The sequence below is a fragment of the Pseudomonas sp. P106(2024) genome (assembly GCF_057480815.1).
The window spans coordinates 78,242-105,230 of record NZ_JBLIYU010000004.1 but is presented as its reverse complement, the minus strand read 5'-3'; the positions used below and the strand labels follow the sequence as shown (position 1 = coordinate 105,230).

Below are 26,989 nucleotides of genomic sequence, written 5' to 3'. Positions count from 1 at the left end.
GGGAGCGGCCTTGTATCGCGAAAGGGCTGCAAAGCAGCCCCGGCGATCTACTTCAGAACCCCATGCTGAAGCTCACCACCACACCATGGTCGCGGTTCTCGCTCGACAGCTGCCCGGAATACCCGACCCCCAGCTTGCCGCTCGCGCCCACCGACAAATCCACCCCGGCCTCGACCACCGCCGCGTCCTTGGCGATCGGCACGCCCTCGGTGCTGAACCCGGCGCCGCCACCGACGAAGCGCAGATCGGCATCAGGCTTGTCGTCACCGAAGGCATGGCGCCAGCCCACCGACAGCCGTGGCGTGACAGTGCTGCCGTTGTCGAGCAGGATGCGCTTGCCGGCCCGCACGCCCAGGGTGGAGAAGGTCACGTCCTGGTCGACCTTGCCTTCCAGCCGCCCTGCTCCGCCCTTCTCGTGGGCGGTGTCGCTGTCGTAGTTGACGTAGGCCAACCCGGCGAAAGGCTCCAGGGCAATGCCGCCGGCATCGATGGCATAGCCCACCTCGCCGAACACCTGGGCGCTGCGCGCCTTGTACTTGGCCTTGAGGCGGTCGTCGTAGCTGCCCACGGTGACATCACGCTTGGTGTCGATGTCGTGCCAGCTGTAGGCCACGCCCATACGGGCGGCGAAGGCGTCCAGCTGGTAGCCGAGGTAAGTGGTCAGGTGATAGCTGTCCACCGTGGCGTCGGAGCGGCGACGGTGCGCATCGATGCTCGAGCGGGTGTAGCCGGCGGCGGCGCCGACTTTCCACTGGTCATCCAGGGCACGGTCGACACCAAGCATGAAGCCCGACAGGTCACGGTCGACGCTGGCATGGCTGCTGCTGCCGTCGTAGGTGCCCCAGCCGCCGATGGCGCGGATCCAGCCCACGGCCTGGCCCTGGCAGCCTTCGCTGGTCAGTTGCTGGTTGGCGGTCGGCGCCAAGGTGCGACGCGGATCGTCCTGGTTGCTGCAGTCAGCCTGGCGCAGGCGGTCGTTGACCGCGTCGCGGACGTAGCGCGAGTCCTCGATCAGCACGGTCGCGGTGCTGGCGTGGATCTCGCCGGACAGGCTGTCGAATGCCGCCTGGGCAGCCTGGCGGTCAAGCGGCAGCACGTTGTTGACCAGCTCGGCCGGCGCCCCGGCACTGCTGAGGGCGGTGGCCACGCCACGCTGGTTGCCGGTGGCGGCGACATCGGCGAAGGAGGTGCCGTTGCGCCTGACCGACAGGGTCACCTGGTTGGCGCCATAGTTCAGCGAGCTGTTGAGAAACGCCGAGTTTGCCAGGTTGGTGGTGGCGAAGGTGCCGGTGACACCGCCCGCCGCGCTGACCACGGTGTACTGGCCGTTGCCGCTGGCGAGGTTGGCCACCATCAGGCTGCCGCCGAGGTTGGCCGTGCCGCCCACGTTCAAGTAGTTCACCGGCGAGGTGGCAAGGTCGATTACCAGGGTGCCGGTGGCGCCATTGGTGAAGTTGCCCGATACGTTCAGGTTGCCGGCCGGCCCCGGCAGCACGGTGCCGTTGTTGGTCAGCCCGGCGACGGTGCCGTTGCCGGTCAGCGCGGCGCCGTTGGCTACCGTGACCTGGGCGCCGAGGGTGCTGCCCGGGTGGGCGGCATCGCCCACCTGGAGCACGCCCTGGTTGACGTTGAAGGCGCCGCTGAACGGCTGGTTACCGGTCAGCAGCAGGGTGCCACCGCCCTGCTTGGTGGTGGTGCCGGTTCCGCTTAGGGTGCCGTTGAAGGTGCCATTGCTACCTTGGGCAAACACCAGGTTGGCATTGTTGAGGATGTTGCCCTGCAGGCTGGTGGTGTTGCCGACCAGGGTACCTCCGCTGACGGTAGTGCCGCCGCTGTAGGTGTTGGCGCCTGCGAGGATCAAGGTGCCGGCGTCGAGTTTCTCAATACCGCCGGTGCCGACCAGCGGCGCGCTGATGGTGGCCGTGGCGCCGGCGTTGACACGCACCGACGCAAGGCTGCCGTCGGTATCGTTGACTGGGGTCAGGCTGCCACCGGCCCCCGGGACCACCTGGTAACCACTGCTGAGGAACTGCAGCCCGTCGAACGACTGGTTGCCGACAACGGTGACGGTGCCCGGCGTACCGCCGAAGACCGCGTAGCCGCCGCTCCAGCCTTCGCTGGTGGTGCCACCGGCGTTGGTCCAGCCAGTGTTCGAGCCCCAGGTGCCGCTGCCGCCGCCGATGCTGCCGTCGGGATTGGTCTTGCCGCCATTCCAGAATTGCAGCTCCTCGCCGTAGTTCTGCACCACCAGGTTGATCTGGTTGGCGATGGCGGTCTGCAGGCTGAGGTCGCCCAGGACCACGCTGCCCGGAATGGCGCCGAACACCAGGCCGTTGTCGGTGAGCGTGCCGCCGTAGCTGAACAGTTGGTAGACACCAGTGCCGAAACCGCCGGCATCGGTGATGTTCAGCGTGCCGTCGAGCACCAGGTTGCCGTTGACCCTGACCACGGTGGTGGAGGCGGCCGGAGCGCCGAGGCTGAAGTCCAGGGCGCTGCCCGACGCCAGGTCGAGGCTGCCGACGGTGAGTGGCGTGGCGCTCTGGCCAGCAGCCAGGGTGGCGCCGTTGGCGATCTGTACAGCACCGCCATAGGTGCCGCTGCCGCCCAGGCGGGCGCCGGTGGCGACCTGCACGCTGGTGCTGTCGAGACGGCCGTTGACCAACAAGGTGCCGGCGTTGACGCTGGTGGCGCCGGTGAAGGTGTTGACCCCGGTCAGCAGCAGCTCGCCAGTGCCGTTCTTGGCCAGGGTGCCGTTGCCGCTGAGGTTGCCGGTGTAACTGCCGTTGGCGTTCTGCGCGAAGGTCAGGGCTCCGTTGTTGAGGATCGCGCCTTGCAGGCTGGTGGTATTGCCCACCACGCCGCCGGCATTGATCTGGGTGCCGCCGCTGTAGGTGTTGGCCCCGTTCAGGGTCAGCAGGCCGGCACCGTTCTTGATCAGCCCGCCGGTACCACTGACCACACCGTTGAGGGTCAGGTCATTGCTGCCGGCGATGGCCAGGGCACCGTTGAGCACGGTGGTATTGGCCAGGGTGACGGCGGTGTTGCTGTCCAGCGTGGTGCCGCCCGCGGCCGTCAGGGTGCCACTGCCCAGCGCGCTGTTGTTGCCCAGCACCAAGGTGCCGCCGTTGAGGGCGGTGCCACCGCTGTAGCCGTTGGCGGCGTTGAGCACCAGGGTGCCGCCGTCTTGCTTGGCGACGCTGCCGGTGCCGTTGAGGGCGACGTTGAGGGTGGCGGTGACGCCGTTGTCGACACGCAGGTTGGTGGTGCCATTGCCCAGCAACTCACCGGCGATACCGGCGTTGAGCACATAGCCATCGGTGACGAACTGCAGGCCGGTGATGCTGTGGTTGCCGTTCACGGTGACGGTGCCGGGGGCGCCCTGGAACACCGCGAAGGTGTCGTTCCAGGTGCTGTTCAACACGCCGTTGACGTCGGTCCAGTTGGTGTTGATGGCGTCCCAGGTGCCGCTGCCACCGTCGATCTGGCCGTTGGCGACGCTCTGGCTGCCGTCCCAGAACAGTACGTTGCTGGCACCGCCGACCACCAGATTGACCTGGTTGGCCACGGCGGTCTGCACGGTCAGGTCGGTGATCGGTACCGGCGTGGTGCCGAAGCTCATGCCGTTGTTGGTGAGGCTGCCGCCGTAGGCAAACAACCGGTAGACCCCGGCGCCGAAGCCGCCGATGTCGGTGACGTTGAGGGTACCGCCCAGGGTCAGGTTGTTGGCGACGTTGACCAGCGGGCTGCCGCCGCCCGAGGGCGTGCCCAGTGAAGCGTTGAAGTTGGCGCCGCTGTCGAGCACCAGGTTGCCGGCGTTCAGCGTGCTGCCACTGGTGGCCGCGAGATTGCCGCCGTTGGCCACCGTCACCGCCCCGCCGAGGCTGCCGGCACCGCTGAGGCTGGCGCCGCTGGCCACGTTGACCGCGCCGCTGGCCAGGGAGCCGTCCACTTTCAGACCGCCCGCCTGGACGTTGGTGGTGCCGGTATGGCTGTTGGCGCTGTTCAGCGCCAGGGTGGCGCTGCCGAGCTTGTTCAAGGTACCGGTGCCGCTGATATTACCGCCGAACACGCCGCCTTCGACCGTCAGGCTGTTGCCGGCGGCGATCTGGATCGCGCCGGTGCCGCCGATGTCGCCAAGGCTGGTGTTGCCGTCGAGGTTGAGGCTGGCGCCGGTGCTGACGTTCAACTGGCTCTGGGTACCCAGGGCAGTGGTGCCGAGGGTGCTCAGGCTGCCGGAGAGAATGTTGAGGATGCCGCTGAAGGTGTTGTTGCCCGACAGGGTCAGGTCGGCCAGGCCGCTCTTGTTCAGCTCGCCCGCGCCGCTGAGCACGCCGGCCAGGTGCAGGTCGTTGGTGCCAAGCACGTTGAGCACACCGCTGACATTGACCGGGTTGGCCAGGGTGACGGCGCTGGCGCTGTCGAGGTTGGCGTTACCGGTGACCTCCAGGCCACCAGTGCCCAGCGCCGCGTTGTTGCCGACCACCAGCGTGCCGGCCTGCAACTCGGTGCCGCCGCTGTAGGTGTTGGCCCCCATCAGCGCGAAGCGCGCCAGGCCGGCCTTGAGCAGACGGCCGGTGCCGCCGACGGTACCCCCCAGGGTCAGGTCGTTGCTGCCCAGCACGGTGAGGTCGCCCATGGTGGTGACATTGTTGGCCAGGGTGACCGCCTGGCTGCTGTCCAGGCTGGTGCCAGGTGCGGTGGTCAGGGTGCCGGTGCCGAGCGCGGTGTTGGAGCCCAGCACCAGGGTGCCGCCATTGAGCGCGGTATTGCCGGCATAGGTGTTGTTGCCGGCCAGCGCCAGACGCGCGCTGCCGGCCTTGACCAGGCCACCGGCGCCGCCGATGTTGCCGTTGAGGGCCAGGTCATTGCTACCGGCGATGTTCAGCGGGCCGGCCAGGGTGATGGCATTGCCCAGCGCTACCGAGGCGTTGCTGTCGAGGGTGGTGCCCGCCGTGGTGTCGAGCGCGCCGCCGCCCAGGGCCGTGTTGCTGCCGACAATCAAGGTACCGCCGCTGAGCAGGGTGCCGCCGCTGTAGCTGTTGCTGCCATTGAGCACCAGGGTGCCGCTGTCGAGCTTGTTGAGCTTGCCGACGCCGGTCAGGCCGACATCGAGGGTTGCCGTGGCACCTGGATCGACCCGCACGCTGGTGTCGCCACTCGTGCCATTGATCAGGTCGAGCGCACCGCCGGTGCCGGCCAGCAAGCGGTAGCCATCGGTGACGAATTGCAGGCCATTGACGGTCTGGCTGCCATCGACGGTGACGTCGCCCGCCGTGCCCTGGAACACCGCAAAGGTGCTGCCCCAGGTGGTGTTGAGCACGCCGTTGAGGTCGGTCCAGTTGGTGTTGCCGGCGTTCCACACGCCAGTGCCGCCATCGACTTGGCCGTTGGCCACGCTCTGGCTGCCGTCCCAGAACTGGATGTTCAGGCCCGCGGCGCTGACCAGCAGGTTGACCTGGTTGGCCAGTGCGGTCTGCAGGGTCACGTCGCCCAGGCCCACGCCCAGCGGCAGAGTGCCGAAGTCCAGGCCGTTGTCGGTCAAGGCGCCGGTGTAGTCGAAGATGCGGTACACACCGTTGCCGAAGCCGCCGATGCTGCTGACATTGAGCGTGCCGTCGAGGGTCAGGTTGCCGCCGACGTTGAACAGCGCGGTACCGCCGGTAGACGGTGACGCCAAGCCGACATCGACGATCGAGCCGCTGTTGAGCACCAGGCTGCCGAGGCTCAGGGTGGCACCGCTCTGCCCGGCCAGGTGACCGCCGTTGTTGATCACCACCGTGGCGTTGGCGGTGCCGCTACCCGCCAGGGTGGCACCACTGGCGACGGTCAGCAGGTTGCTGCCCAATGTGCCGTCGACTTTCAAGGTGCCGGCGTTGACCAGGGTGTTGTCAGCCAGGTTGCTGGTGCCGGTAAGGGTCAGGGTGCCACTGCCGACCTTGGTCAGGCCGCCCAGGCCGTTGAGGCCGCCGGCAAAGGTGCTGCTGAGGTTGTTGCCGCCCAGGCTCAGGACACTGCCGATGCCGACATCGACCTGGCCGCTGCCGGTCAGGCTGCCGAGGCTGGCGTTGCCGTTGAGGTTGAGCTGGCCGCTGGCACCGACGTTGAGGGTGTCGACGTTGGCCAGCACACCGCTGCCGAGGGTGGTGAGGGAGCCGGCCTGGATGTCGACATTGCCGGTGAAGGTCTTGACGCCGACCAGGGTCAGGTCGTCGACGCCGGTCTTGACCAGGTTACCGCTGCCGCCCAGGTCACCACTGAGGATCAGCGCGTTGACAGCATCGACGGTCAGGTTGGCACCATTGCTCAGGGCGATGGTGTTGCCCAGGGCCATGGGCGCGCTGTTGGCCAGGGTGGCGTCGGCGGTGACCGACAGGGTGCCGGTACCCAGCGCCCCACTGTTGCCCACGGTCAGGCGCCCGGCGTTGAGCTGGGTGCCGCCCTGGAAGCCGTTGTTGCCATTGAGGGTCAGGTTGCCGCTGCCGTTCTTGGTCAGGCCGGCGGTGCCGTTGATCACGCCATTGAGGGTCAGGTCGTTGCCGCCATCGACGGTCAGGCCGGCGTTGAGGGTGACGTTGTTGGCCAGGGCGGTACTGGCGCCGCTGCTCAGGGTCGAGGCCCCGGCGACGGTCAGGGCGCCCTGCCCCAACGCGTTGTCGTTGCCGACCACCAACCGGCCAGCATTCAGGGTGGTGCCGCCCAGGTAGTTGTTGGCGCCGTTGAGGGTAAGGGTCGCGGCGCCCGACTTGTTCAGGCCGCCGACGCCATCCACCACGCCGTTGAGGGTCAGGTCGGCGCTGGCCGGCAGGTTGAGGGTACCGCCCAGATGCACATTGTTGGCCAGGGTGACGCCCGCGCCGCCGGCATCGAGGCTGGTGTTGGCGCCGGTGCTGAGGTCACCGCTGCCCAACGCGGTGTTGCTGCCGACCACCAGAGTGCCGGCGTTGAGGGTGGTGCCGCCGCTGTAGGTGTTGTTGCCGTTCAGGGCCAGGGTAGCGGCGCCGTTCTTGACCAGGCCGTTGCTGCCGGAGATCACGCCGTTGAGGGTCAGCGCCTGGCTGCCGCCAAGGGTCAGGTTGCCACCGGCGAGGTTGATGGCGTTCACCAGCGCCAGCGCCTGGCTGGCATCGAGGCTGGCGGCGCCGTTGACGGTCAGTGCTCCGCTGCCCAGGGCGCCGGCATTGCCCAGCAGCAGGCTGCCGGCCTGCAGCGAGGTGCCGCCGGCGTAAGTGTTGCTGCCATTGAGCACCAGTTGCCCGGCACCCAGTTTGTTCAACGCCCCGGCACCGCTGATGACGCCATCGAGGGTCAGGGTCTGGGTGTTGTTGATGCCGACGGTGGTGCCGGCACCAAGGCCAATGGCGTTGACCACCTGCAGTACACCGATGGTGGCCAGGGTGCTGTTGCCGGTCACCGCCAGGTTGCCCGTGCCCAGGGCGACGTTGTTGCCCAGGGTCAGGGTGCCGCCGCCAAGGGTGGTGGTGCCCTGGTAGGTGTTGGCGGCGCCGAGGGTCAGGTTGCCGCTGCCGGTCTTGGTCAGGCCGCCGGTGCCGCTGATCACGCCATTGAGGGCCAGGTTGTTGTTGCCGGTCAGGTTCAGGGTGCTGTTGAGCGTCACCTGATTGGCCAGGGTCAGGGCGCCGGTGGTGGCCAGGTTGCTGGCGCCACCGACAGTCAGGGTGCCAGTGCCCAGCGCCTGGTTGTTGCCCAGGGTAAGCGTGCCGGCATTGAGGGTCACGCCGCCGATCAGGGTGTTGGCGCCACTGAGGGTAAGGTTGCTGGCACCGTTCTTGATCAGGCTACCGGCACCGGTGACCAGCCCGCCCAGCCCCAGGTCGTTGCTGCCGGTGATGGTGAGGTCGCCGCCCAGGTTGACGGTGTTGCCGATGTTGATCGCCGCAGCGCTGTCCAGCGTGGTGCCGGCCGCCGCGTTGAGCTGGCCAAGGCCGAGGGCGCTGGCACTACCGAGCACCAGGGTACCGGCATTGAGGTTGGTGTTGCCCAGGTTGCCATTGGTGCCGTTCAGGGTCAGGGTGCCGCTGCCGGTCTTGGTCAGGCCGCCGACGCCGTTGACGTTGCCGCCCAGGGTCAGGTTCTGCGCCCCGGCGATGGTCAGGTTGCCGGCCAGGTTGAGCTGGTTGGCCAGGGTGACGTTGGCATTGCTGCTCAGGGTGGTGCCACCGACTGCGTTCAGCGCACCGGTGCCCAGCGCGGTGTTGCTGCCTACCACGAGGGTGCCGCCGTTCAGGCTGGTGCTGCCCTGCTGGCTGTTGCTGCCGTTGAGGGTGAGCGTGCCGGAACCTGTCTTGACCAGGCCCCCGGTGCCACTGAGCGCTCCGTTGAAGCTGAGGTCGTTTGTTCCCGGCAGGGTGAGGTTGGCATTCAGGGCGACGGTATTGCCCAGTGCCAGGTTACCGGAGGTGTCCAGACTGGCGGCGCCGGTGACGGTCAGGCCGCCAGTACCCAACGCCTGGGCGTTGCCGAGGGTCAAGGTACCGGCACCCAGGCTGGTGCCGCCACTGTAGGTGTTGGCGTTACCCAGGGTCAGGTTGGCGCCGCCGGCCTTGACCAGGCTGCCAAGGCCGGAGACCACGCCGGACAGCCCCAGGTCGGCGGAGCCCGCGACGGTCAGGGCACCGCTGAGATTGAAGGCGTTGCCAAGGGTCACGGCGGTGTTGCTGTCCAAGGTGGTGCCGTTGGCGGTACTGACAGAACCGCTACCCAAAGCGGTGTTGTTGCCGACCACGATCGTGCCACCGTTGAGCAGGGTGCCGCCGGTGTAGCTGTTGGCGCCATTGAGCACCAAGGTGCCGCTGTCGAGCTTGGCCAGTTGGCCGTTGCCCGAGAGGCCAACGTTGAGGGTCGCGGTGACGCCGGGGTCGACACGCACGGCGAAGGCGCCGTTGCTGCCGTTGACCAGGTCCAGCCCACCGGCGCCGATCAGTCGGTAGCCGTTGGTGACGAACTGCAGGCCAGTGGCGGCCTGGGTGCCGACCACGGTGACATCCCCTGCAGTGCCCTGGAATACCGCGAAGTCGCTGGCCCAGCTGCCGTTGAGCACACCGTTGACATCGGTCCAGTTGGTGTTGCTGCCATTCCAGGTGCCGGTGCCGCCGTCGATCACGCCATTGGGCACGCTTTGGCCGCCATCCCAGAACTGCACGGTGCCGGAGGCGCCGCCGACAAGCAGGTTGACCTGGCTACCGATCGAGGTCTGCACCTGCAGGTCGCCAGGCAGCATGGCGCCTGGCACGTTGCCGACCAGCAGGCCGTTGTCGACCAGCGCGCCGGTGTAGTCGAACAGCCGGTAGATACCGGTGCCGAAGCCGCCGACGTCGGTGACGTTGAGGGTGCCGTCCAGGGTCAGGTTGCCGTTGACGTTGACCAGCGCGGTACCGCCAGTGGCTGGCGAGCCCAGGCCGAAGTCGAGGATCGAGCCACTGTGCAGGGTCAGCGCGCCGGTACTGAGGGTCGCACCGCTGTTGGCCAGCAGGTGCGCGCCGTTGGCGATGTCGACCGCTCCCAGCAAGCTGCCGGTGCCGCCGAGGCTGGCACCACTGTTGACCTGCACGCCGGGGCTGGCCAGCGAGCCGGTGACATTGAGCAGGCCGGCATTGACCGTGGTGTTGCCACCTAGCACGTTGACCCCGGACAGCTCGAAGCTGCCAGTGCCGGTCTTGACCACCCCACCGCTGCCGGCCAATGCACCGCTGAACACGCTGTTGAGGTTGTTGCCGCCCAGGGTCAGGGCGCCACCAGCGGCGATGTTCACCGTACCGGCACCGCTCAGGCCACCGATGGTGGCGCTGGCGCCGAGGTTAAGGCTGGTGCCGGCACCGACACTGACCGCCGAGGTATTGCCCAGGGCCGTGGTACCGATCGTGGTGATGCTGCCGCCGAGCAGGTCGATGGCACCGCTGAAGGTGTTGTTGCCGGTCAGCGTCAGGTCGGACACACCGTTCTTGACCAAGCCGCCGGTGCCTGCGAGCACGCCGCCGAGGGTCAGGTTGGTGCTGCCGCCGAGGGTCAGGTTGGCGCCGAGGTTGACATCATTGCCCAGGGTCATCGCCACGCTGTTGACCAGGGTTGCGGCCCCCCCGACGTTCAGCGCGCCAGTCCCCAGCGCCGCGGCATTGGCCAGGGTCAGGGTGCCGGCGTTGAGGTTGAGCCCCCCGCTGAAGGTGTTGGCGCCTGACAAGGTCAGGTTGGTGCTGCCGTTCTTGGTCAGCGCGCCAGCGCCGCTGATCACGCCAGCAAGGGTGGTGGTATTGCTGCCCGGCAAGGTCAGGGTGGCGCCGGTGCCGAGGTTGATGGCGTTGCCCAGGTTGAGCGCGGCGCTGCCGTCGAGGCTGGCATTGCCGCCCACGCTCAGGGCGCCGCTGCCGATGGCGTTGTTGTTGCCCAGGGTCAGCAGCCCGGCATTGAGGGTGGTGCCGCCGCTGTAGGTGTTGTTGCCGTTGAGGGTCAGCCCGGCGCTGCCATTCTTGACCAGCGCGCCACTGCCGCTGATCTGGCCACCTAGGGTGGTGGCATTGCTGCCCAGCACGCTCAGGGTGTTGCTGCCCAGGCTGATGCCGTTGGTCACCGCCACGGCGGTGCTGGCGTCGAGGTTGGCGTTGCCGCCCAGGGTCAGGGCGCCGATCCCCAGCGCGGTGTTGCTGCCCAGGGTGAGCGTGCCGGCATTGAGCTGGGTGCCGTTGGTGTAGAGATTGTTGCCACTCAGGGTCAGGTTGGCGTTGCCGTTCTTGACCAGCGAACCGATGCCGCTGACCACGCCGCTCAGGCCCAGGTCGGCGCTGCCGTCGATGGTCAGGGGGCCGGCGATGGTGACGTCGTTGGCCAGGCTGACCGCGGTACTGGCATCCAGGTGGGTGCCGGCCAGGGTGTTGAGGGTGCCGGTGCCCAGCGCGGTGTTGCTGCCGACCACCAGGGTACCGGCGTTCAGACGGGTGATGCCGCTGTTGCTGTTGTTGCCGGTCAGGGTCAGGCGGGTGGCGCCGTTCTTGGTGATGCCGCCGGCGCCGGCGATGGTGCCGCTCAGGGTCAGGTCGTTGCTGCCGGGCAGGATGAAGTTGCCGGCCAGGTTCAGCGCGTTGCCGATATTCAGGCCGGCGACGCTGGTGTCCAGGGTGGTGTTGTTGGCGGCATTCAGCGCGCCAGTGCCCAGGGCGGTGTTGCTGCCCAGTACCAGGGTGCCGGCGTTGAGCGCGGTGGCGCCGCTGTGGGTGTTGTTGCCGCTCAGGGTCAGGGTGGCGCTGCCGCTCTTGACCAGGCCGCCGGTGCCACTGAGGTTGCCGGCCAGGGTGAGGTTGCTGGTGGTGGGCAGCGACAAGTCGGCTGCGAGGTTGATGGCGTTGTTCAGGGTCATGGCCGTGGCGTTGGCCAGGGTGGCCGCGCCGCCGACGTTCAGCGCGCCGGTTGCCAGCGCGGCGGCGCTGGCCAGGGTCAAGGTCCCGGCATTGAGGTTGAGACCACCGCTGAAGGTGTTGGCGCCTGACAGGGTCAGGTTGGTGCTGCCGTTCTTGGTCAGTGCGCCAGTGCCACTGATCACGCCGCCGAGGGTGGTGGCATTGCTGCCTGCCAGGGTCAGGGTATTGCCGGCGAGGTTGATGGCGTTGCCTAGGTTGAGGGTGCCGCTGCTGTCGAGGCTGGCGTTGCCACCCAGGGTCAAGCCGCCGGTGCCCAGGGCGTCGTTGTTGCCCAGGGTCAGCAACCCATCGTTGAGGGTGGTGCCGCCGCTGTAGGTGTTGTTGCCGTTGAGGGTCAGGGCGGCGCTGCCGCTCTTGACCAGCGCGCCGGTACCGCTGATCTGCCCGGTCAGGGTGGTGGCGTTGCTGCCCAGCACGGTCAGGGTGTTGGCGCCGAGGCTGATGGTGTTGGTGGCCGCGACAGCGCTGCTGGTGTCGAGGTTGGCGTTGCCACCCAGGGTCAGGCTACCGATGCCCAATGCCGTGTTGCTGCCCAGGACCAGCGTACCGGCGTTGAGCTGGGTGCCGTTGGTGAAGACGTTGTTGCCGCTCAGGGTCAGGCTGGCGTTGCCGTTCTTGACCAGCGAGCCGATGCCGCTGAGCACGCCGCTCAAGCCCAGGTTGGCGGTGCCGTCGATGGTCAGGGGGCCGGCGATGATGGCGTCGTTGGCCAGGCTCACGGCCGTGCTGGCGTCCAGGTGGGCGCCGGCGGCGGTGTTGAGGGTGCCAGTGCCCAGCGCGGTGTTGTTGCCGACCACCAGGGTGCCGGCGTTGAGGAAGGTGGAGCCGCTGTTGGTGTTGGCACCGGTCAGGGTCAAGGTGGTGTTGCCGCCCTTGGTGATGCCGCCGGCGCCGGCAATGACGCCGCTCAGGGTCAGGTCGTTGCTGCCGGGCAGGTTCAGGTTGCCGGCCAGGTTGAGGGCGTTACCGATGTTCAGCCCGGCGACACTGGTATCCAGGGTGGTGTTGGCCGCGGCATTGAGCGCGCCGGTGCCCAGCGCGGTGTGGCTGCCGAGCACCAGGGTGCCGGCGTTCAGCGCCGTGGCGCCGTTCTGGGTGTTGTTGCCACTCAGGGTCAGGCTGGCGCTGCCGTTCTTGATCAGGCCGCCGCTGCCGCCGAGGTTGCCGGCCAGCGTGAGGTTGTTGGCGCCGGCGAGGGTCAGGTCGGCGCCGAGATTGACGCCATTGTTCAGGGTCATCGCTGCCGTGTTGGCCAGGGTCGAGGCCCCACCGACGGTCAAGCCGCCCGTGCCCAGGGCCGCCGCGGTGGCCAGGGTCAGGGTACCGGCATTGAGGGTCAGCCCGCCGCTGAAGGTGTTGGCGCCACCCAGGGTCAGGTTGCTGCCGCCATTCTTGACCAGCGCCCCGGTGCCGCTGATCACGCCACCCAGGGTGGTGGCACTCGTGCCCGGCAGAGTGAGTGTGTTGCCACCCAGGTTGATGGCGTTGCCCAGGTTGACCGCCACGCCCGCATCGAGGCTGGCATTGCCGCCCAAGGACAGCACGCCGGTGCCCAGGGCATTGTTGTTGCCCACGGTCAGCACGCCGCCATTGAGGGTGGTGCCGCCGCTGAAGGTGTTGCTGCCGTTGAGGGTCAGGCCGGCGCTGCCGTTCTTGACCAGCGCGCCGGTACCGCTGATGACACCACCCAGGGTCGTGGCACTGGTGCCCAGCAGGTTGAGGGTGTTGGCGCCGAGGTTGACCGCGTTGCCCAGGTTGACCGCGGTACCGGCGTCGAGGCTGACGTTGCCGCCCAGGGTCAGCGCACCGCTGCCCAGCGCATTGCTGTGCCCGACGGTGAGCTTGCCGGTGTTGAGCGTCAGACCGCCGCTGAAGGTGTTGTTGCCATTGAGGGTCAGGTCGCCGGCGCCATTCTTGACCAGCGCGCCAGTCCCGCTGATGACACCGCCCAGGGTGGTGGCGCTGGTGCCCAGCAGGTCAAGGGTGTTGGCCCCCAGGTTGATCGCATTGCCCAGGCTGACCGCGCTGCTGGCGTCCAGGCTGGCATTGCCGCCCAGGGTCAGGCCGCTGGTGCCCAGCGCCGCGCTGTTGCCGACGGTGAGCTTGCCACCGCCCAGGGTGGTGGTGCCGCTGTAGGTGTTGACGCCGTTGAGAGTGAGGTCGGCGGTGCCATTCTTGGTCAGGCTGCCGCTGCCGCCAATCACGCCGTTGAGCGTCAAGGCGTTATTGCCCGGCAAGGTCAGGGTACTGCTGCCCAGATTGATGGCATTGCCAAGGGCCATGGTCGCCGTGGTGTCCAGGGTGCCGTTGCCGCTCAGTGCCAACGCGCCGCTGCCCAGGGCGCTGGCGTTGCCGAGGGTGAGGGTACCGCTGCCCAGGGTCGTGCCGCCGCTGTAGGTATTGACGCCGTTCAGCGTCAAGCCACCGCTGCCGCTCTTGACCAGTGAACCAGTGCCGCTGAGCACGCCACCCAGAGTCAGGGCGTTGCTACCAGGCAAGGTCAGCGCCGCGTTCAGCGCCACGGCGGTGTTCAACACCAGCGGCACGCTGCCCTGCAGGCTGCTGGCGCCGCTGACGGTGAGGCCGCCACTGCCCAGCGCCGCGGCACTGGCCAGGTTGAGACCGCCGGCGGCGAGGGTGGTGCCGCCACTGTAGGTGTTGGTGGCGCCGAGGGTGAGCAGCCCGGCGCCGGTTTTGGTCAGCCCGCCGACACCCGAAACCACGCCATTGAGGGCCATGTCGGTGGCGCCGCCGACGCTCAGACCGGCGTTGAGGGTGAAGTTGTTGGCCAGGCTCAGACCACCGACAGTCCCCGCCAGCCCACCCCCATTGACGGTAATGGCACCGCTACCGAAGGCGCTGGCGTTGTCGAAGTTGAGCTGGCCACCGTTGAGGGTGGTCTGGGTGGTGCCGTTGAGCACCTGGCCGATCAGGCTCCAGGTGCCGGCGTCGACAATCAGGCGGCTGAAGTTGATGTAGTTGGTGGCGTTGATCGTACCGCTGCCACTGGTCCCACTGCCGCCGCCAATGGCGTTTTGCAATGCCAAGGTATTAGTGCCGCCTGCGCCGCCGTCGATCTTGCCAGCTGCCGCGTAGGCAAGGTTCGGGTTGCTGGTGACCAGCAAGGCCACGCCGACGCCAAGCCCTGCCCCAACGCTGGAGCCGGTGATGGCGTTGAAGCGGTTGGTGCTGTTGGCCCCCATCGACAGGCTGCCGGTCAGGGTCCCGGCGTTGGTGAAGGTGTTGCCCGCCGCGGAAGCCTCGAACGCGGCACGGCCAAGGATGGTGCCGGTGTTGGTGAAGTTCACCGTGCTGCCGCCGGTCACGGCGATGACCGGCGTGTCCTCGCTCACCAGCGTGAGGCTGGCCAGCGCCGAGGAGCCGATACTGCCGGCGTTACTGATGGTGGTGGTGCCGCCGGCGCCGTTGCGCGCGTCCAGCGCCATGCCGGTGAGGTTCAGCAGGTTGGCGCCGAGCAAGGCGCCGGTGCCCTTGATCACGCCCGTGGCGTTGTTGTTGATGTTGAGGATGCTGCCGGTGCCGGTGTTGCCGATCAGCACGGCGGAGGACTGGATGCTCAGCAGCCCGAGCAACGTCGGGTCGATGGTGCCGGAGTTGTTCAGGGTGTTGTTGTTCCCGGCCAGTGACAACGAAGTGCCGCCCACGCCCAGCAAGGTACCCAGGCTCGCGCCTGGGTTGACGTTGACGGTAAGGCCACTGCCGCCATTGGTATAGCTCGGCGCCAGCGGGTTGGCAGCGCCGTTGCAGGTGATCGTGGAACCGGCCGCGCTACAGACGGCCAGCGCCTGTTCGCTGGACAGACCAAATGCCATCGCACCGACAGCCAGGCTGACAGCCAGCGACAGTTGCGAGAAACGGGCGGGTGAACGGGGGGCGGCACGTCTGTCCACGTAGAGCTCCTTCGTGGATCAGGCACTTCAGTCCTTGAATGCGTGCACAGCAGGGCAGAAAAGAGCAGTGGAACACGCGACGGCCGAAACGCCTGATCTATGGCTACGAATATCCTTTGAAGGAATGTGTAGCCGCTCAGGCGCGGGCAGTACGGCGCAGGGGACGGTCAAATGGTGTTAATACTTTGTCGAGGCGGCACGTGTTTCGCGGGTTTCAGCCACCCGAGCATTGGATCCAACCGACGAGCGGTAATGGCGGAGGCCAAAATGTACGGCGGTGTTTGAAAGCAAGCCTACCCGCGATAAGGCCATCACGGGGCAATTCCCATCGGCGTACCGTCGCTCGGAAGGCAGGTCGACTTTCAGGCGACCTCCGCTCCCTCTTCCGGCCAATGCGGCTCATTGGCGCCCGGTGGTGTCAGCGGTGGCAGACCATAGGCCGCCCGTGCGTCGTCACAGCTGGGGTTGTGCACACCGTTTTCCCACGAGGCCTCGAACTCGCGGCAGGGGCTGGAGCGGTTCTCATAAATGGAGCACGCCACTTGCGTGCCGATCTCGCCGCTCAGGCTGACGCAGCGGCAAGGCTTGGCGTCGGTGCCGATCATGGCGACCCGGGTCGGATTGATCTGCACCACCAGATCGTCGGGCACCACGCCACCGGCGGACTGGCATTCACCCCAGAAGAAAGACACACGAAAGTAGCCGCAGCAGGCGCCGCAGGTCAGGCAAGGGTTCTGATCGGACATGATGGCCAGGGAAGGAGGTTGTTGTTATCGGGGCGAGCGCCCGCGGCGCTATTTGTAATCCAGGCGCGAACGGCTGAGAAGAGGGGGGACGCAAAAAAAGATCGCCGCTGATCGGCGCAAACGCATCGCGGGGCACGCCCGCTCCCACTGAATGGCGTGGGAGCGGGCTTGCCCCGCGATCAGGGTGAACGGCTTACTTGCGGGTCACACCATCGGCCCGGAACATCTGGCGAATGCCGCGAATGGCCTGGCGGATCCGGTCCTGGTTCTCGATCAGGGCAAAGCGCACATGATCGTCGCCGTAGTCACCGAAGCCGATCCCCGGCGACACGCAGACCTTGGCCTCGGCCAGCAGTTTCTTGGCGAACTCCAGCGACCCCAGGTGCGCATAGGCCTCGGGGATCTTGGCCCAGACATACATCGAGGCCTTGGGGTTCTCGACCATCCAGCCCATCTCGTGCAGGCCCTTGACCAGCAGGTTGCGGCGCTGACGGTACTGCTCGGCGATATCGCGCACGCACTGCTGGTCGCCTTCCAGGGCGGCGATGGCGGCCACCTGCAGCGGGGTGAAGGTGCCGTAGTCGTGGTAGCTCTTGATCCGCGCCAGGGCGCTGACCAGCTCGGGGTTGCCGACCATGAAGCCGATCCGCCAGCCCGCCATGTTGTAGCTCTTGGACAGGGTGAAGAACTCCACGGCGATGTCCTTGGCGCCCGGCACCTGCATGATCGACGGCGCCTTCCATCCGTCGTAGACGATGTCGGCGTAGGCCAGGTCGTGCACCACCAACACATCGTACTGCTTGGCCAGGGCCACCACGCGCTCGAAGAAGTCCAGCTCGACGCACTGGGCGGTGGGGTTGGACGGAAAGCCCAGGATCATCATCTTCGGCTTGGGGATCGACTCGCGGATCGCCCGCTCCAGCTCGTTGAAAAAATCCACCCCCGGCACCAGCGGCACGGAGCGCACCTGGGCGCCGGCGATCACCGCGCCGTAGATGTGGATCGGGTAGCTGGGGTTGGGCACCAGTACCGTGTCGCCATGGTCGAGGGTGCCGAGCATCAGGTGCGCCAGGCCCTCTTTCGAGCCGATGGTGACGATGGCCTCGCTTTCCGGGTCAATGGCGACGTCGTAGCGTTCTTTGTACCAGTTGGAAATGGCCCGGCGCAGGCGCGGGATGCCACGGGAGGTGGAGTAGCCGTGGGTGTCCTCGCGCTGGGCGACCTGCACCAGCTTCTCGACGATGTGCGGCGGCGTGGCGCCATCGGGGTTGCCCATGCTCAGGTCGATGATGTCCTCGCCACGGCGGCGGGCGGCCATCTTGAGCTCGGCGGTGATGTTGAAGACGTACGGGGGGAGACGATCGATGCGCGCGAAGCGGCGCGGCGAACCTGGGTTGGCCATGTGTTCCTCTGCAGACGTAAGCGCCCGGAACCGTCCGAGCGACGCTGGCCGCTGCGGCGGCCTGAAGCAGAAGATAGTGCCGAAACACAGTTAATGCAAAAGATAATTTCCTGTTTTGTTGGATTTTTTCAGACTATTTTTTTGAAAATTTGAGGTTTATGTTTCCAGCACTGGCCCTTTGCGGGCAAACACAGGAAAAAAGCATAAAAAAACCCCGGCACATGGCCGGGGTTCTTGGTGTAACAGGCTGCTGTATCAGCGCGCGTAGGTCATCAGCACATCAGCCGCGGTCTGGCTGTCCACGCCCATCATCACGCTCAGGGCGGTAACGGTGAGGATGGAGAAGCCAAACACCTTGCGAGCCCACTTGCTGTCGTCCTCGGCCTTGTAGCCGCCCCAGGCCATGTAAAGCCAGTACAGGCCCATGGCCGCCGCCACGGCGAGGTAACCCAGGCCGGCGTAGCCGCCGAGGGTCAGCATCAGGGTGGCGAGCACGAAGGCCAGCACATACAGCACGATCTGCTTCTTCGCCGCGAGGATACCGCGTGCCACCGGCAGGACCGGAATGTTCGCGGCGCTGTAGTCCTTGAAACGGAAGATGGCGATGGCAAAGCTGTGCGGCATCTGCCACAGGCTGAACATCACCAGCAGGGTCACCGCGGCCAGGTCGAAGCTGTTGCTCACGGCGCAGTAGCCGATCACCGGAGGCATGGCACCGGACAGGCTGCCGACCAGGGTGCCGTGCACCGATTTGCGCTTCAGCCACAGGCTGTATAAACCGACGTAGACCACGAAACCGACCAGGGCGCAGAACGCCGCCAGCGGGTTGGCTTGCACATACAGCAGGCTGAAACCCGCCACCCCGAGCAGGGTGGCGTAGATCAGCGCCAGGGGCAGCGACATGCCGCCCTGAACCATGACGCGGTTCTTGGTACGTTCCATCTTGTGGTCGATGTCACGGTCGATGCAGTTGTTGAACACGCATCCGGACGCGACCACCAGGGAAGTACCGATCACCACCGCCAGGAACAGGGCGAAATCCACATGCCCCTTAGCGGCAAGGAAGAAACCGCCTGCCACGGAAAGCACGTTACCGAAAATGATCCCCGGTTTGGTGATTTGGATAAAGTGCTTCACGGACATGCAGTCTTACCTCACTTGGCCAACATTTCGAAGTGGATGCTGAACATGATCCACAGCGACAGGCCGACCAGCAGAGCGATCACCAGGGTAGTGAACAGGAACGTCGACACGTTGGAACGCTGCTCTTTCGAGCGGTCCATGTGCAGGAAGTACACCAGGTGCACAACCACCTGGATGACGGCCATGGCCACCACGATCAGGACGGTCAGGTTCTTCGGCAGGCTCGGGAACATCACCAGGCCGAACGGAATCGCGGTCAGGATGATCGAGAGGACGAAGCCGATCATGTACGACTTCACGCTACCGTGGTTACCCTCGTGATGAGTGTCGTGTGCGCTAGCCATTACAGAACTCCCAGCAGGTAGACGACGGTGAACACGCAGATCCAGACCACATCCAGGAAGTGCCAGAACAGGCTCAGGCAGCTCATGCGAGTCTTGGCGGTCGGCGTGATGCCGTGCTTGTTGATCTGATACATCATGATCGCCATCCAGATCAGGCCAGCGGTCACGTGCAGACCGTGGGTGCCCACCAGGGCGAAGAAGCCCGACAGGAAGCCGCTGCGCTGCGGGCCGAAACCTTCGGCGATCAGGTGATGGAATTCATAGATTTCCATCGCGATGAAGCCTGCACCGAACAGGAAGGTCACGGCCAACCAGCCCAGTACGCCGGCCTTCTTGCCGTCGAACATCTTCAGCATGGCGAAGCCGAAGGTGATCGAGGACAGCAGCAGGAACGCGGTTTCAACCAGCACGAAGTCGAGCTGGAAGATGTCGTGGCCCGACGGGCCGCCGGCAAAACTGCCGGACAGCACCGCGTAGGTGGCGAAGAGCGACGCAAACAGGATGCAGTCGGTCATCAGGTACAGCCAGAAACCGAGGACGGTCATCTGGCCCGAGTCGTGGTGGTGGTCATCGTGCGCATGGTCATGACCATGCGCGCCACCGTGGATTACTTGACTGGACATTGATTACACCCGTTCAAACGATTCGACACGTGCGCCGCCGGCAGGCAGTGCACCAGCGTTGGCCAGCGCTTTCATGCGCTCGCCTTCGATGCGCGCCACTTCTTCGGCCGGCACCATGTAGCCCTGGTCGTCACGCGCGGCGTGGCGAACGAAGACGGCGATGGTCGCAACCAGGCTCGCACCCACCAGCCACCAGATGTGCCAGATGAAGGCGAAGCCGAACACGGTCAGGAACAGACCCATGAACAGACCGGTGGAAGTGTTGCTCGGCATGTGGATCGCTTCGTACTTGGCCGGAGCTTTGTACGCGGCACCGGCTTGCTTGGCTTCGTGCCAGGCGTCCAGGCCAACATGCTCAGGCATGTGAGCGAAGTTGTAGAACGGAGGTGGCGACGAAGTCGACCACTCCAGGGTACGGCCGCCCCATGGGTCGCCAGTGACGTCCATGTTGTCCTTGCGGTCGCGAACCGAGACGTAGATCTGGATCAGCTGGCAGGCGATACCGAACAGGATCAGCACGGCGCCGACCACGGCCACGTACAGGTAGGGTTCCCACAGCGGGTTGTCGGAGTGGTTCAGACGACGGGTCATGCCCATGAAGCCCAGGGCGTACAGCGGCATGAACGCAACGTAGAAGCCGGAGATCCAGAACCAGAAGGCAGCCTTGCCCCACTTCTCGTTCAGGGTGAAACCGAAGGCTTTCGGGAACCAGAAGGCGAAGCCGGCGATGTAGCCGAATACCGCGCCACCGATGATCACGTTGTGGAAGTGGGCGATCACGAACAGGCTGTTGTGCAGAACGAAGTCGGCACCTGGAACAGCCAGCAGGACGCCGGTCATGCCACCGATGGAGAAGGTGACCATGAAGCCCAGGGTCCACATGATCGGCGCGGTGAAGCGCAGACGGCCCTGGTAGATGGTGAACAGCCAGTTGAACAGCTTCACACCGGTCGGAATGGAGATCAGCATCGTCGCCAGGCCGAAGAAGGTGTTGACGCTGGCGCCGGCACCCATGGTGAAGAAGTGGTGCAGCCAGACCGCAAAGCCCAGGATGGCGATCGCGCCCGAGGCGTAGATCATCGAGTGGTGACCGAACAGGCGCTTGCCTGCGAAGGTCGAGGTGACTTCCGAGAACACGCCGAAGGCCGGCAGGATCAGGATGTAGACCTCAGGGTGACCCCACGCCCAGAACAGGTTGACGTACATCATCGGGTTCCCACCAAGCTCGTTGGTGAAGATGTGGAAGTCCAGATAACGGTCAACGGTCAGCAGGGCGAGTGCGGCGGTCAGGATCGGGAAGGAAGCGACGATCAGCACGTTGGCCCAGGTGCAGGTCCAGGTGAAGATCGGCATGTCCATCAGCTTCATGCCAGGGGCGCGCATCTTCATCACGGTGACGAGGAAGTTCACGCCTGTCAGTGTCGTACCCAAGCCTGAGAGCTGTAGCGCCCAGATGTAGTAATCGACACCCACCCCAGGGCTGTACTGGATACCCGCGAGCGGCGGATAGGCAACCCAGCCGGTCTTGGCGAATTCACCAACGCCCAGCGAGATGTTGACCAGCAGCACGCCTGCCAGCAGCAGGTAGAAGCTCAGGGAGTTCAGGAACGGGAAGGCAACGTCACGTGCACCGATCTGCAACGGAACCGCGAGGTTCATCAGGCCGGTGAAGAACGGCATCGCCATGAAGATGATCATGATCACACCGTGGGCGGTGAAGATCTGGTCATAGTGTTCAGGCGGCAGGTAGCCTTCCGAGCCACCGGTGGCGGCGGCCAGCTGGGTACGCATCATGATGGCGTCGGCGAAGCCGCGCAGCAGCATGACCATAGCGACGATGATGTACATCACGCCGATTTTCTTGTGGTCGACCGTGGTCAGCCACTCGGTCCACAAGTAGGTCCACTTGCGGAAATAGGTGATGGCACCAACGACAGCGATACCACCGAGCGCGATCATGGCAAGCGTCACCATGACTATCGGCTCGTGATACGGTATCGCCTCCAGAGTTAATTTACCGAACATCTCTTACTCCTCTGCACCGGCAGCTGGTTGCATACTCGATTCCACACCCTTGGTGGTGGCCAGATCTTTGCTGCCTGCTTCTTCGTGGTTCGGACGACCGCGGTTCATGCCTTCGTACTTGTCGACGATGCGCTGGAACTGGTCAGCCGGAGCCTCGCTGTACAGCGCGACTGGGTTGTTTTCGCTAGCTTTGGCCAAGGCGTCATATTCGGCCTGGTCCAGTTTCTTCGGCGATGCCTTCACTTCAGCGACCCATGCATCGAAGTCAGCTTGCGAAGTGGCGACAGCCTTGAATTTCATACCGGTGAAGCCGGCGCCGCTGTAGTTGGCGGAGATGCCGTCAAACACACCGTTCTCGTTGGCGATCAGGTGCAGTTTGGTGGTCATGCCGGCCATGGCGTAGATCTGGCCGCCCAGACCCGGGATGAAGAAGGAGTTCATCACGGCGTCGGAGGTGACACGGAAGTTAACCGGGGTGTTGGCCGGGAAGACGATCTTGTTGACCGTGGCGATGCCCTGCTCCGGGTAGATGAACAGCCACTTCCAGTCCAGCGCGACCACGTCGATCTGCACCGGCTTCACATCGGAATCCAGTGGACGGTACGGGTCCAGCTTGTGGGTGGAGTGGTAGGTGAAGTAACCCAGGGCGATGATGATCAGGATCGGGATGATCCACACCGCGGCCTCGATCTTGGTCGAGTGCGACCAGTCGGGGGTGTAGGTGGCGGCCTTGTTGGAAGCACGGTACTTCCAGGCGAACGCCAGGGTCATGATGATCACGGGCACGACCACCAGCAGCATCAGGCCGGTGGCGATCAGGATCAGGTTCTTCTGCTCAATGCCGACCTGGCCCTTGGGGTCGAGCAGGGTCCAGTTGCACCCACTGAGTAAAAGCATGCCTAAAAAGGGCAATATGCCAAACAGTCTGGGGTAACGCTTTTTACTCATCTCACGACCTCTAGATCAGCTTGCTTCAATGCAATTTGTGTTTTGGTAGCCAACACTTCGTCCTGCCAAGTGCGGCAATTGGCGCCCGTACTCGCCCCTGCCAGGGATCCGACTGCAGGATCTTGGCGTCAAGCGGGTGTGCGGTGCTTATGGTTTCGTAGGCAACAGGCCTGTACTTCAGACCAAGTCCATTTGGTGCGGAAAACGCGGAGGGGGGTCCGCCCGGTATCGCCGTTGGGCGAAACTTGACGAAGTCAGCAAATGGAAAGCGCTGCGGCTTCCATCAATCCTGCGACTTGCAAGCAGTGCCGAACGGAAATTGGGGGCGATTGTAGATAGGTCGCCCCACGATGACTATGACTTATTGAGCAACAGTCTTTTACAGAATGCGCAACAATACTGGTCAAAAAATCAACTTCGCGACAGTTTGTCGCACCCCTTCCAGTAGCCCTGAAACCCTTGCCGCGCAAGGGCTGATGGCTGACCTGGATCAATCGTGCGGCGCACTTTGCGGCTTATCTTGCCGTGCAATAGACCCAGGTCAATTCGGGACTTTGGTCTAACCGCGACGTCGGTTTCGGTAGATTCCCAGGGGCACCAGCAGCGCCGTCAGGACGAAGGCCACCAGCGCCCATTGCGCCAGCGACAAGCCGAGGATCGGCGGATACGGGGTGGAGCAGAAACCGTCGACCTGGAAGGCCAGTGGCCAGAGCTTGGCCAGCGGCAGGTCGTCGACGATGGGCTGCAGGGTGTCGATGCCACAGCTCACCATCGGGTTGGCGAGTATATACACATGGTTGCCCGCCGCAACGATCCCGCCGATGGCGCTGAGCACCACCAGCGCCTCGAAGAAGGTCAGGCTACGGCGCCCGGGCATGGCCGCGGCGATGAAGGCGAAGATCGCGATGAACAGCAGGGCATAACGCTGCAGGATGCACAGCGGGCACGGCGCCTCGCCCAGCACTACCTGCATGTACAGGGCGCCGCCGATCAGCGCAAGGCAGATCACGCCGAGGAGCACCAGAAAGCGCCGTTCCCGGTTCAGGCGCGATGAGAGTTCGTTCATTGCCGATTCCTTCGATGGAGAGTGGCAGCGTGGGCTGCCCGAGGGGCGCCCAGTCTACACGCTGGAGATGACCTTTGAATGCATCGAGCAGGGGCGTGCGTGGCTATCCACTGATGACCTAGGACCGAGCGGGTCGGTTTCGGTTCACTGGCCAACATGAAAAATGTGCCAGCTTGAGCACCGGACAGGGGCAGGCCCCTCGACACCCGGGAGTGAAGGATACCGTGATTAAAGGAGGATTAAAGATGAACGCCGGTGTGGAGGCGTTCATCTCTTTCTATATAGAGAAGGGACAGGCCCAATCGCTGCGGTTCGGCGCTCAGCCACATCGATAGCGCCGAATGTCATCGTCCGTTTCGTTCTCGATTACCCACGGCCGGGAGCATCCGGGTGCTGCCGGCGCGACAGAACGCCGAACCGCAGCGATTGGGATGAATCGCGGGGCAAGCCCCGCGATGGGCTCAGCGTTTCACTCCAACGCCGCCGCCGGTCCGAAGAACTCGTAGCGCGCTTGCCCTTCCGGCACGCCCAGGCCCTTGAGCTGGCGCTTGATCGCGGCCATGAAGCCCTTTGGCCCGAGGAAGTAGGCGTCGATGTCACGCTCACGCGGCAGCCACTCGCCCAGCAGCGCCTGGTCCAGCAGGCCCACGGCGTCGGCGGCCTGGCTGCCATCTTCCTCGGCGTAGCAATAGAAGCGCTTGAGCTGCGGGTGGCGCGCCGCCAGCCCGTCGATCCAGTCGCGGAAGGCGTGCACCGCGCCATTTCGCGCGCAGTGGATGAAGTGCACCGGTCGCTCGGTCTTGAGCGCCGCCTCGAGCATCGCCAGGGTCGGGGTGATGCCAACCCCGCCACTGATCAGCACCAGCGGCTTGTCGCTGGCGGCGAGGGTGAAGTCACCGGATGGCGGGAACAGTTGCAGGGTATCACCGACCATCAAGCCGTCATGCAAGTAGTTGGAGACCTTGCCACCCGCTTCGCGCTTGACGCTGATGCGGTACTGCTCGCCGTCGCACAGAGCCGATAGCGAGTAGTTGCGGCGCTGCTCCTGGCCATCGATGAACACCTGCAAGCCGATGTACTGGCCCGGCTCGGCCTTGAGCACCGGCTTGCCATCGAGCGGTGCGAAGTAGAACGAGACGATCTCGCGGCTTTCCTGCTCGCGGCGCACCAGGCGGAATTCACGGGTACCGCGCCAGCCGCCAGCGGCCTGCTCCTTCTCTTTATAGAGGTGCTCTTCCGCACCGATGAGGATATCGGCCAGCTGGCCATAGGCGGCGGCCCAGGCGGCGATCACTTCCGGGGTGGCGATGTCCTTGCCCAGCACTTGCTCGATGGCGCGCAGCAGGCAGCTGCCAACGATCGGATAATGTTCGGGGAGAATCTGCAGGGCCACATGCTTGTTGATGATCTGCCCGACCAGGCCGCCCAGTTGCTCGAGCCGGTCGATGTGACGGGCGTACATCAGCACGCCGTTGGCCAGGGCACGCGGCTGGTCGCCGCTGGCCTGGTGGGCCTGGTTGAACAGCGGACGCACCTCGGGGTACTCGCTGAGCATCAGTTTGTAGAAGTGGGTGGTCAGGGCCTCACCACCGCTTTCCAGCAGGGGGACAGTGGCCTTGATGATTGCACGTTGTTCGGCATTAAGCATTGCGACAACTCCTGAGCCTATGGCTTCGAATGGTTGCCTGGGGTATTTCAGCAATCGTGCCAACTTTAAACACCAATAAAATCAGGCTCTTGAGCACATCAGTGTCATAAAGACACACTCAGGCGTATAGTCATTACGACCAACAGGAGTCCATATGACTGCAAAGCCCCTGCTCACCGCCCTCCTCCCTCTGGTCAGCGACCTCTCCTGCGACCTGCCCGACCAGGAGCGCTACCGCCGCCTGCTCGGTGCCATGCGCGGCCTGCTGCCTTGCGATGCCGCGGCACTGCTGCGCCTGGACGGTGAGTGGCTGGTGCCGCTGGCGGTGGATGGGCTGTCGCCAGACACCTTGGGCCGACGCTTCAAGGTCAGCGAGCATCCGCGCTTCCAGGTGCTCCTGAGTCGCCCGGAGCCGACCCGCTTCGCCAGTGACAGCCAGTTGCCCGACCCTTATGACGGCCTGGTCAATGCCGAGCATGTCGACCTCGAAGTCCACGACTGCATGGGCTGCCCGTTGATGGTCGACGAGCGCCCCTGGGGCCTGCTGACCCTCGACGCCCTCACCCCCGGCCAGTTCCAGAGCCTGGAGCTCGACGCCTTGCAGGCCTTCGCCAGCCTGGCCGCCGCCACGGTGACCGTGGCCGAGCGCATCGAACACCTGGCCTCGCGCGCCGAGGACGAACACCAGCGCGCCGAGGTGTACCGCCAGGCCAGCGGCCAGGACCGGGAACTGATCGGCCAGAGCAAGGCGCACAAGCGCCTGGTCGAGGAGATCCGCCTGGTCGGCGGCAGCGACCTGACCGTGCTGATCACCGGCGAGACCGGCGTCGGCAAGGAACTGGTGGCCCAGGCCCTGCACCGCGCCAGCCAGCGCGCCGACAAACCGATGGTCAGCCTCAACTGCGCCGCGCTGCCCGACACCCTGGTGGAGAGCGAACTGTTCGGCCACGTGCGCGGCGCCTTCACCGGCGCCCACGGCGAACGCCGAGGCAAGTTCGAGCTGGCCAACGGCGGCACGCTGTTCCTCGACGAGGTTGGCGAACTGCCCCTGGCGGTACAGGCCAAGCTGCTGCGGGTACTGCAAAGCGGGCAACTGCAGCGGCTGGGCTCGGATCGCGAACACCGCGTGGATGTACGTCTGATCGCCGCGACCAACCGCGACCTGGCCGAGGAGGTGCGCAGCGGCCACTTCCGCGCCGACTTCTATCACCGCCTGAGCGTCTATCCGTTGCACGTGCCACCGCTACGCGAACGGGGTCGCGACGTGCTGTTGCTGGCGGGCTATTTCCTCGAACAGAACCGCTCGCGCCTGGGGCTGGGCAGCCTGCGGCTGTCCGCGGACGCCCAGGCCGCGCTGCTGGCCTACGGCTGGCCGGGCAATGTGCGCGAGCTGGAGCACTTGATCGGCCGTTCGGCGCTCAAGGCGCTGGGGCAACACGGGCAGCGGCCGAAGATCCTCACCCTGGAAGCGGCCGACCTCGACCTACGCAACCTGGCGCCGGCCATGCCGGTAGTAGCCGAAGCGCCGTCGGCCGATGTGCCGTTGCCCGAGGGCGGGCTGCGTGAAGCGGTGGATGATTATCAGCGGCAGATCGTCGAAGCCTGCCTGAATCGCCACCATGACAACTGGGCCGCCGCGGCGCGAGAGCTGGGGCTGGACCGGGCCAACCTGAGCCGGCTGGCCAAGCGACTGGGCTTGCGCTGAAT

At 65.5% G+C, this 26,989-nt stretch carries 11 protein-coding genes; 1 reads left to right on the top strand and 10 read right to left on the bottom strand.

Annotated elements, in window-relative coordinates; genetic code table 11:
* Positions 1-52: 52 nt before the first annotated feature.
* From AC25M7_RS08930 to hmpA, 10 genes are all read right to left on the bottom strand, one after another.
* Positions 53-15,337: an autotransporter-associated beta strand repeat-containing protein gene (locus AC25M7_RS08930; protein WP_486970951.1), complete on the bottom strand. Its 15,285-nt coding sequence runs from the start codon at positions 15,335-15,337 to the stop codon at positions 53-55.
* A gap of 362 nt (positions 15,338-15,699) precedes the next feature.
* Positions 15,700-16,083, bottom strand: a complete 384-nt coding sequence (locus AC25M7_RS08925; RefSeq protein WP_062364015.1) for a YkgJ family cysteine cluster protein — start codon at positions 16,081-16,083, stop codon at positions 15,700-15,702.
* A 193-nt stretch (positions 16,084-16,276) separates the two neighbouring features.
* A complete protein-coding gene (gene alaC / locus AC25M7_RS08920) occupies positions 16,277-17,485 on the bottom strand; it encodes an alanine transaminase (RefSeq protein ID WP_028689797.1) in 1,209 nt (402 codons plus the stop codon).
* Positions 17,486-17,740: 255 nt separating this feature from the next.
* Entirely contained in the window at positions 17,741-18,628 is an 888-nt protein-coding gene (cyoE, locus tag AC25M7_RS08915; RefSeq protein WP_486970950.1) for a heme o synthase, read from the bottom strand.
* A gap of 11 nt (positions 18,629-18,639) precedes the next feature.
* A complete protein-coding gene (gene cyoD / locus AC25M7_RS08910; protein ID WP_028689799.1) occupies positions 18,640-18,972 on the bottom strand; it encodes a cytochrome o ubiquinol oxidase subunit IV in 333 nt (110 codons plus the stop codon).
* On the bottom strand, positions 18,972-19,595 hold the full coding sequence (cyoC, locus tag AC25M7_RS08905) for a cytochrome o ubiquinol oxidase subunit III (protein WP_028689800.1): 624 nt from the start codon (positions 19,593-19,595) through the stop codon (positions 18,972-18,974). The genes cyoD and cyoC overlap by 1 nt, the downstream gene beginning before the upstream one ends.
* Positions 19,596-19,598: 3 nt before the next feature.
* Positions 19,599-21,620: a cytochrome o ubiquinol oxidase subunit I gene (cyoB, locus tag AC25M7_RS08900; RefSeq protein ID WP_028689801.1), complete on the bottom strand. Its 2,022-nt coding sequence runs from the start codon at positions 21,618-21,620 to the stop codon at positions 19,599-19,601.
* A gap of 3 nt (positions 21,621-21,623) precedes the next feature.
* Positions 21,624-22,568 (bottom strand): ubiquinol oxidase subunit II, encoded by a 945-nt coding sequence (cyoA, locus tag AC25M7_RS08895; RefSeq protein WP_028689802.1) that lies wholly within the window; start codon positions 22,566-22,568, stop codon positions 21,624-21,626.
* Between the two features lie 559 nt (positions 22,569-23,127).
* Positions 23,128-23,634, bottom strand: coding sequence for a disulfide bond formation protein B (locus tag AC25M7_RS08890; protein WP_028689803.1), 507 nt, complete (start codon positions 23,632-23,634; stop codon positions 23,128-23,130).
* Positions 23,635-24,103: 469 nt separating this feature from the next.
* Positions 24,104-25,282, bottom strand: a complete 1,179-nt coding sequence (hmpA, locus tag AC25M7_RS08885; protein WP_028689804.1) for an NO-inducible flavohemoprotein — start codon at positions 25,280-25,282, stop codon at positions 24,104-24,106.
* Between the two features lie 154 nt (positions 25,283-25,436).
* On the opposite strand from hmpA, the gene norR reads away from it, so the two are divergent.
* The gene (gene norR / locus AC25M7_RS08880) at positions 25,437-26,987 is read left to right on the top strand and encodes a nitric oxide reductase transcriptional regulator NorR (protein ID WP_028689805.1); all 1,551 of its coding nucleotides are present in this window, start codon (positions 25,437-25,439) and stop codon (positions 26,985-26,987) included.
* Positions 26,988-26,989 lie beyond the last annotated feature (2 nt).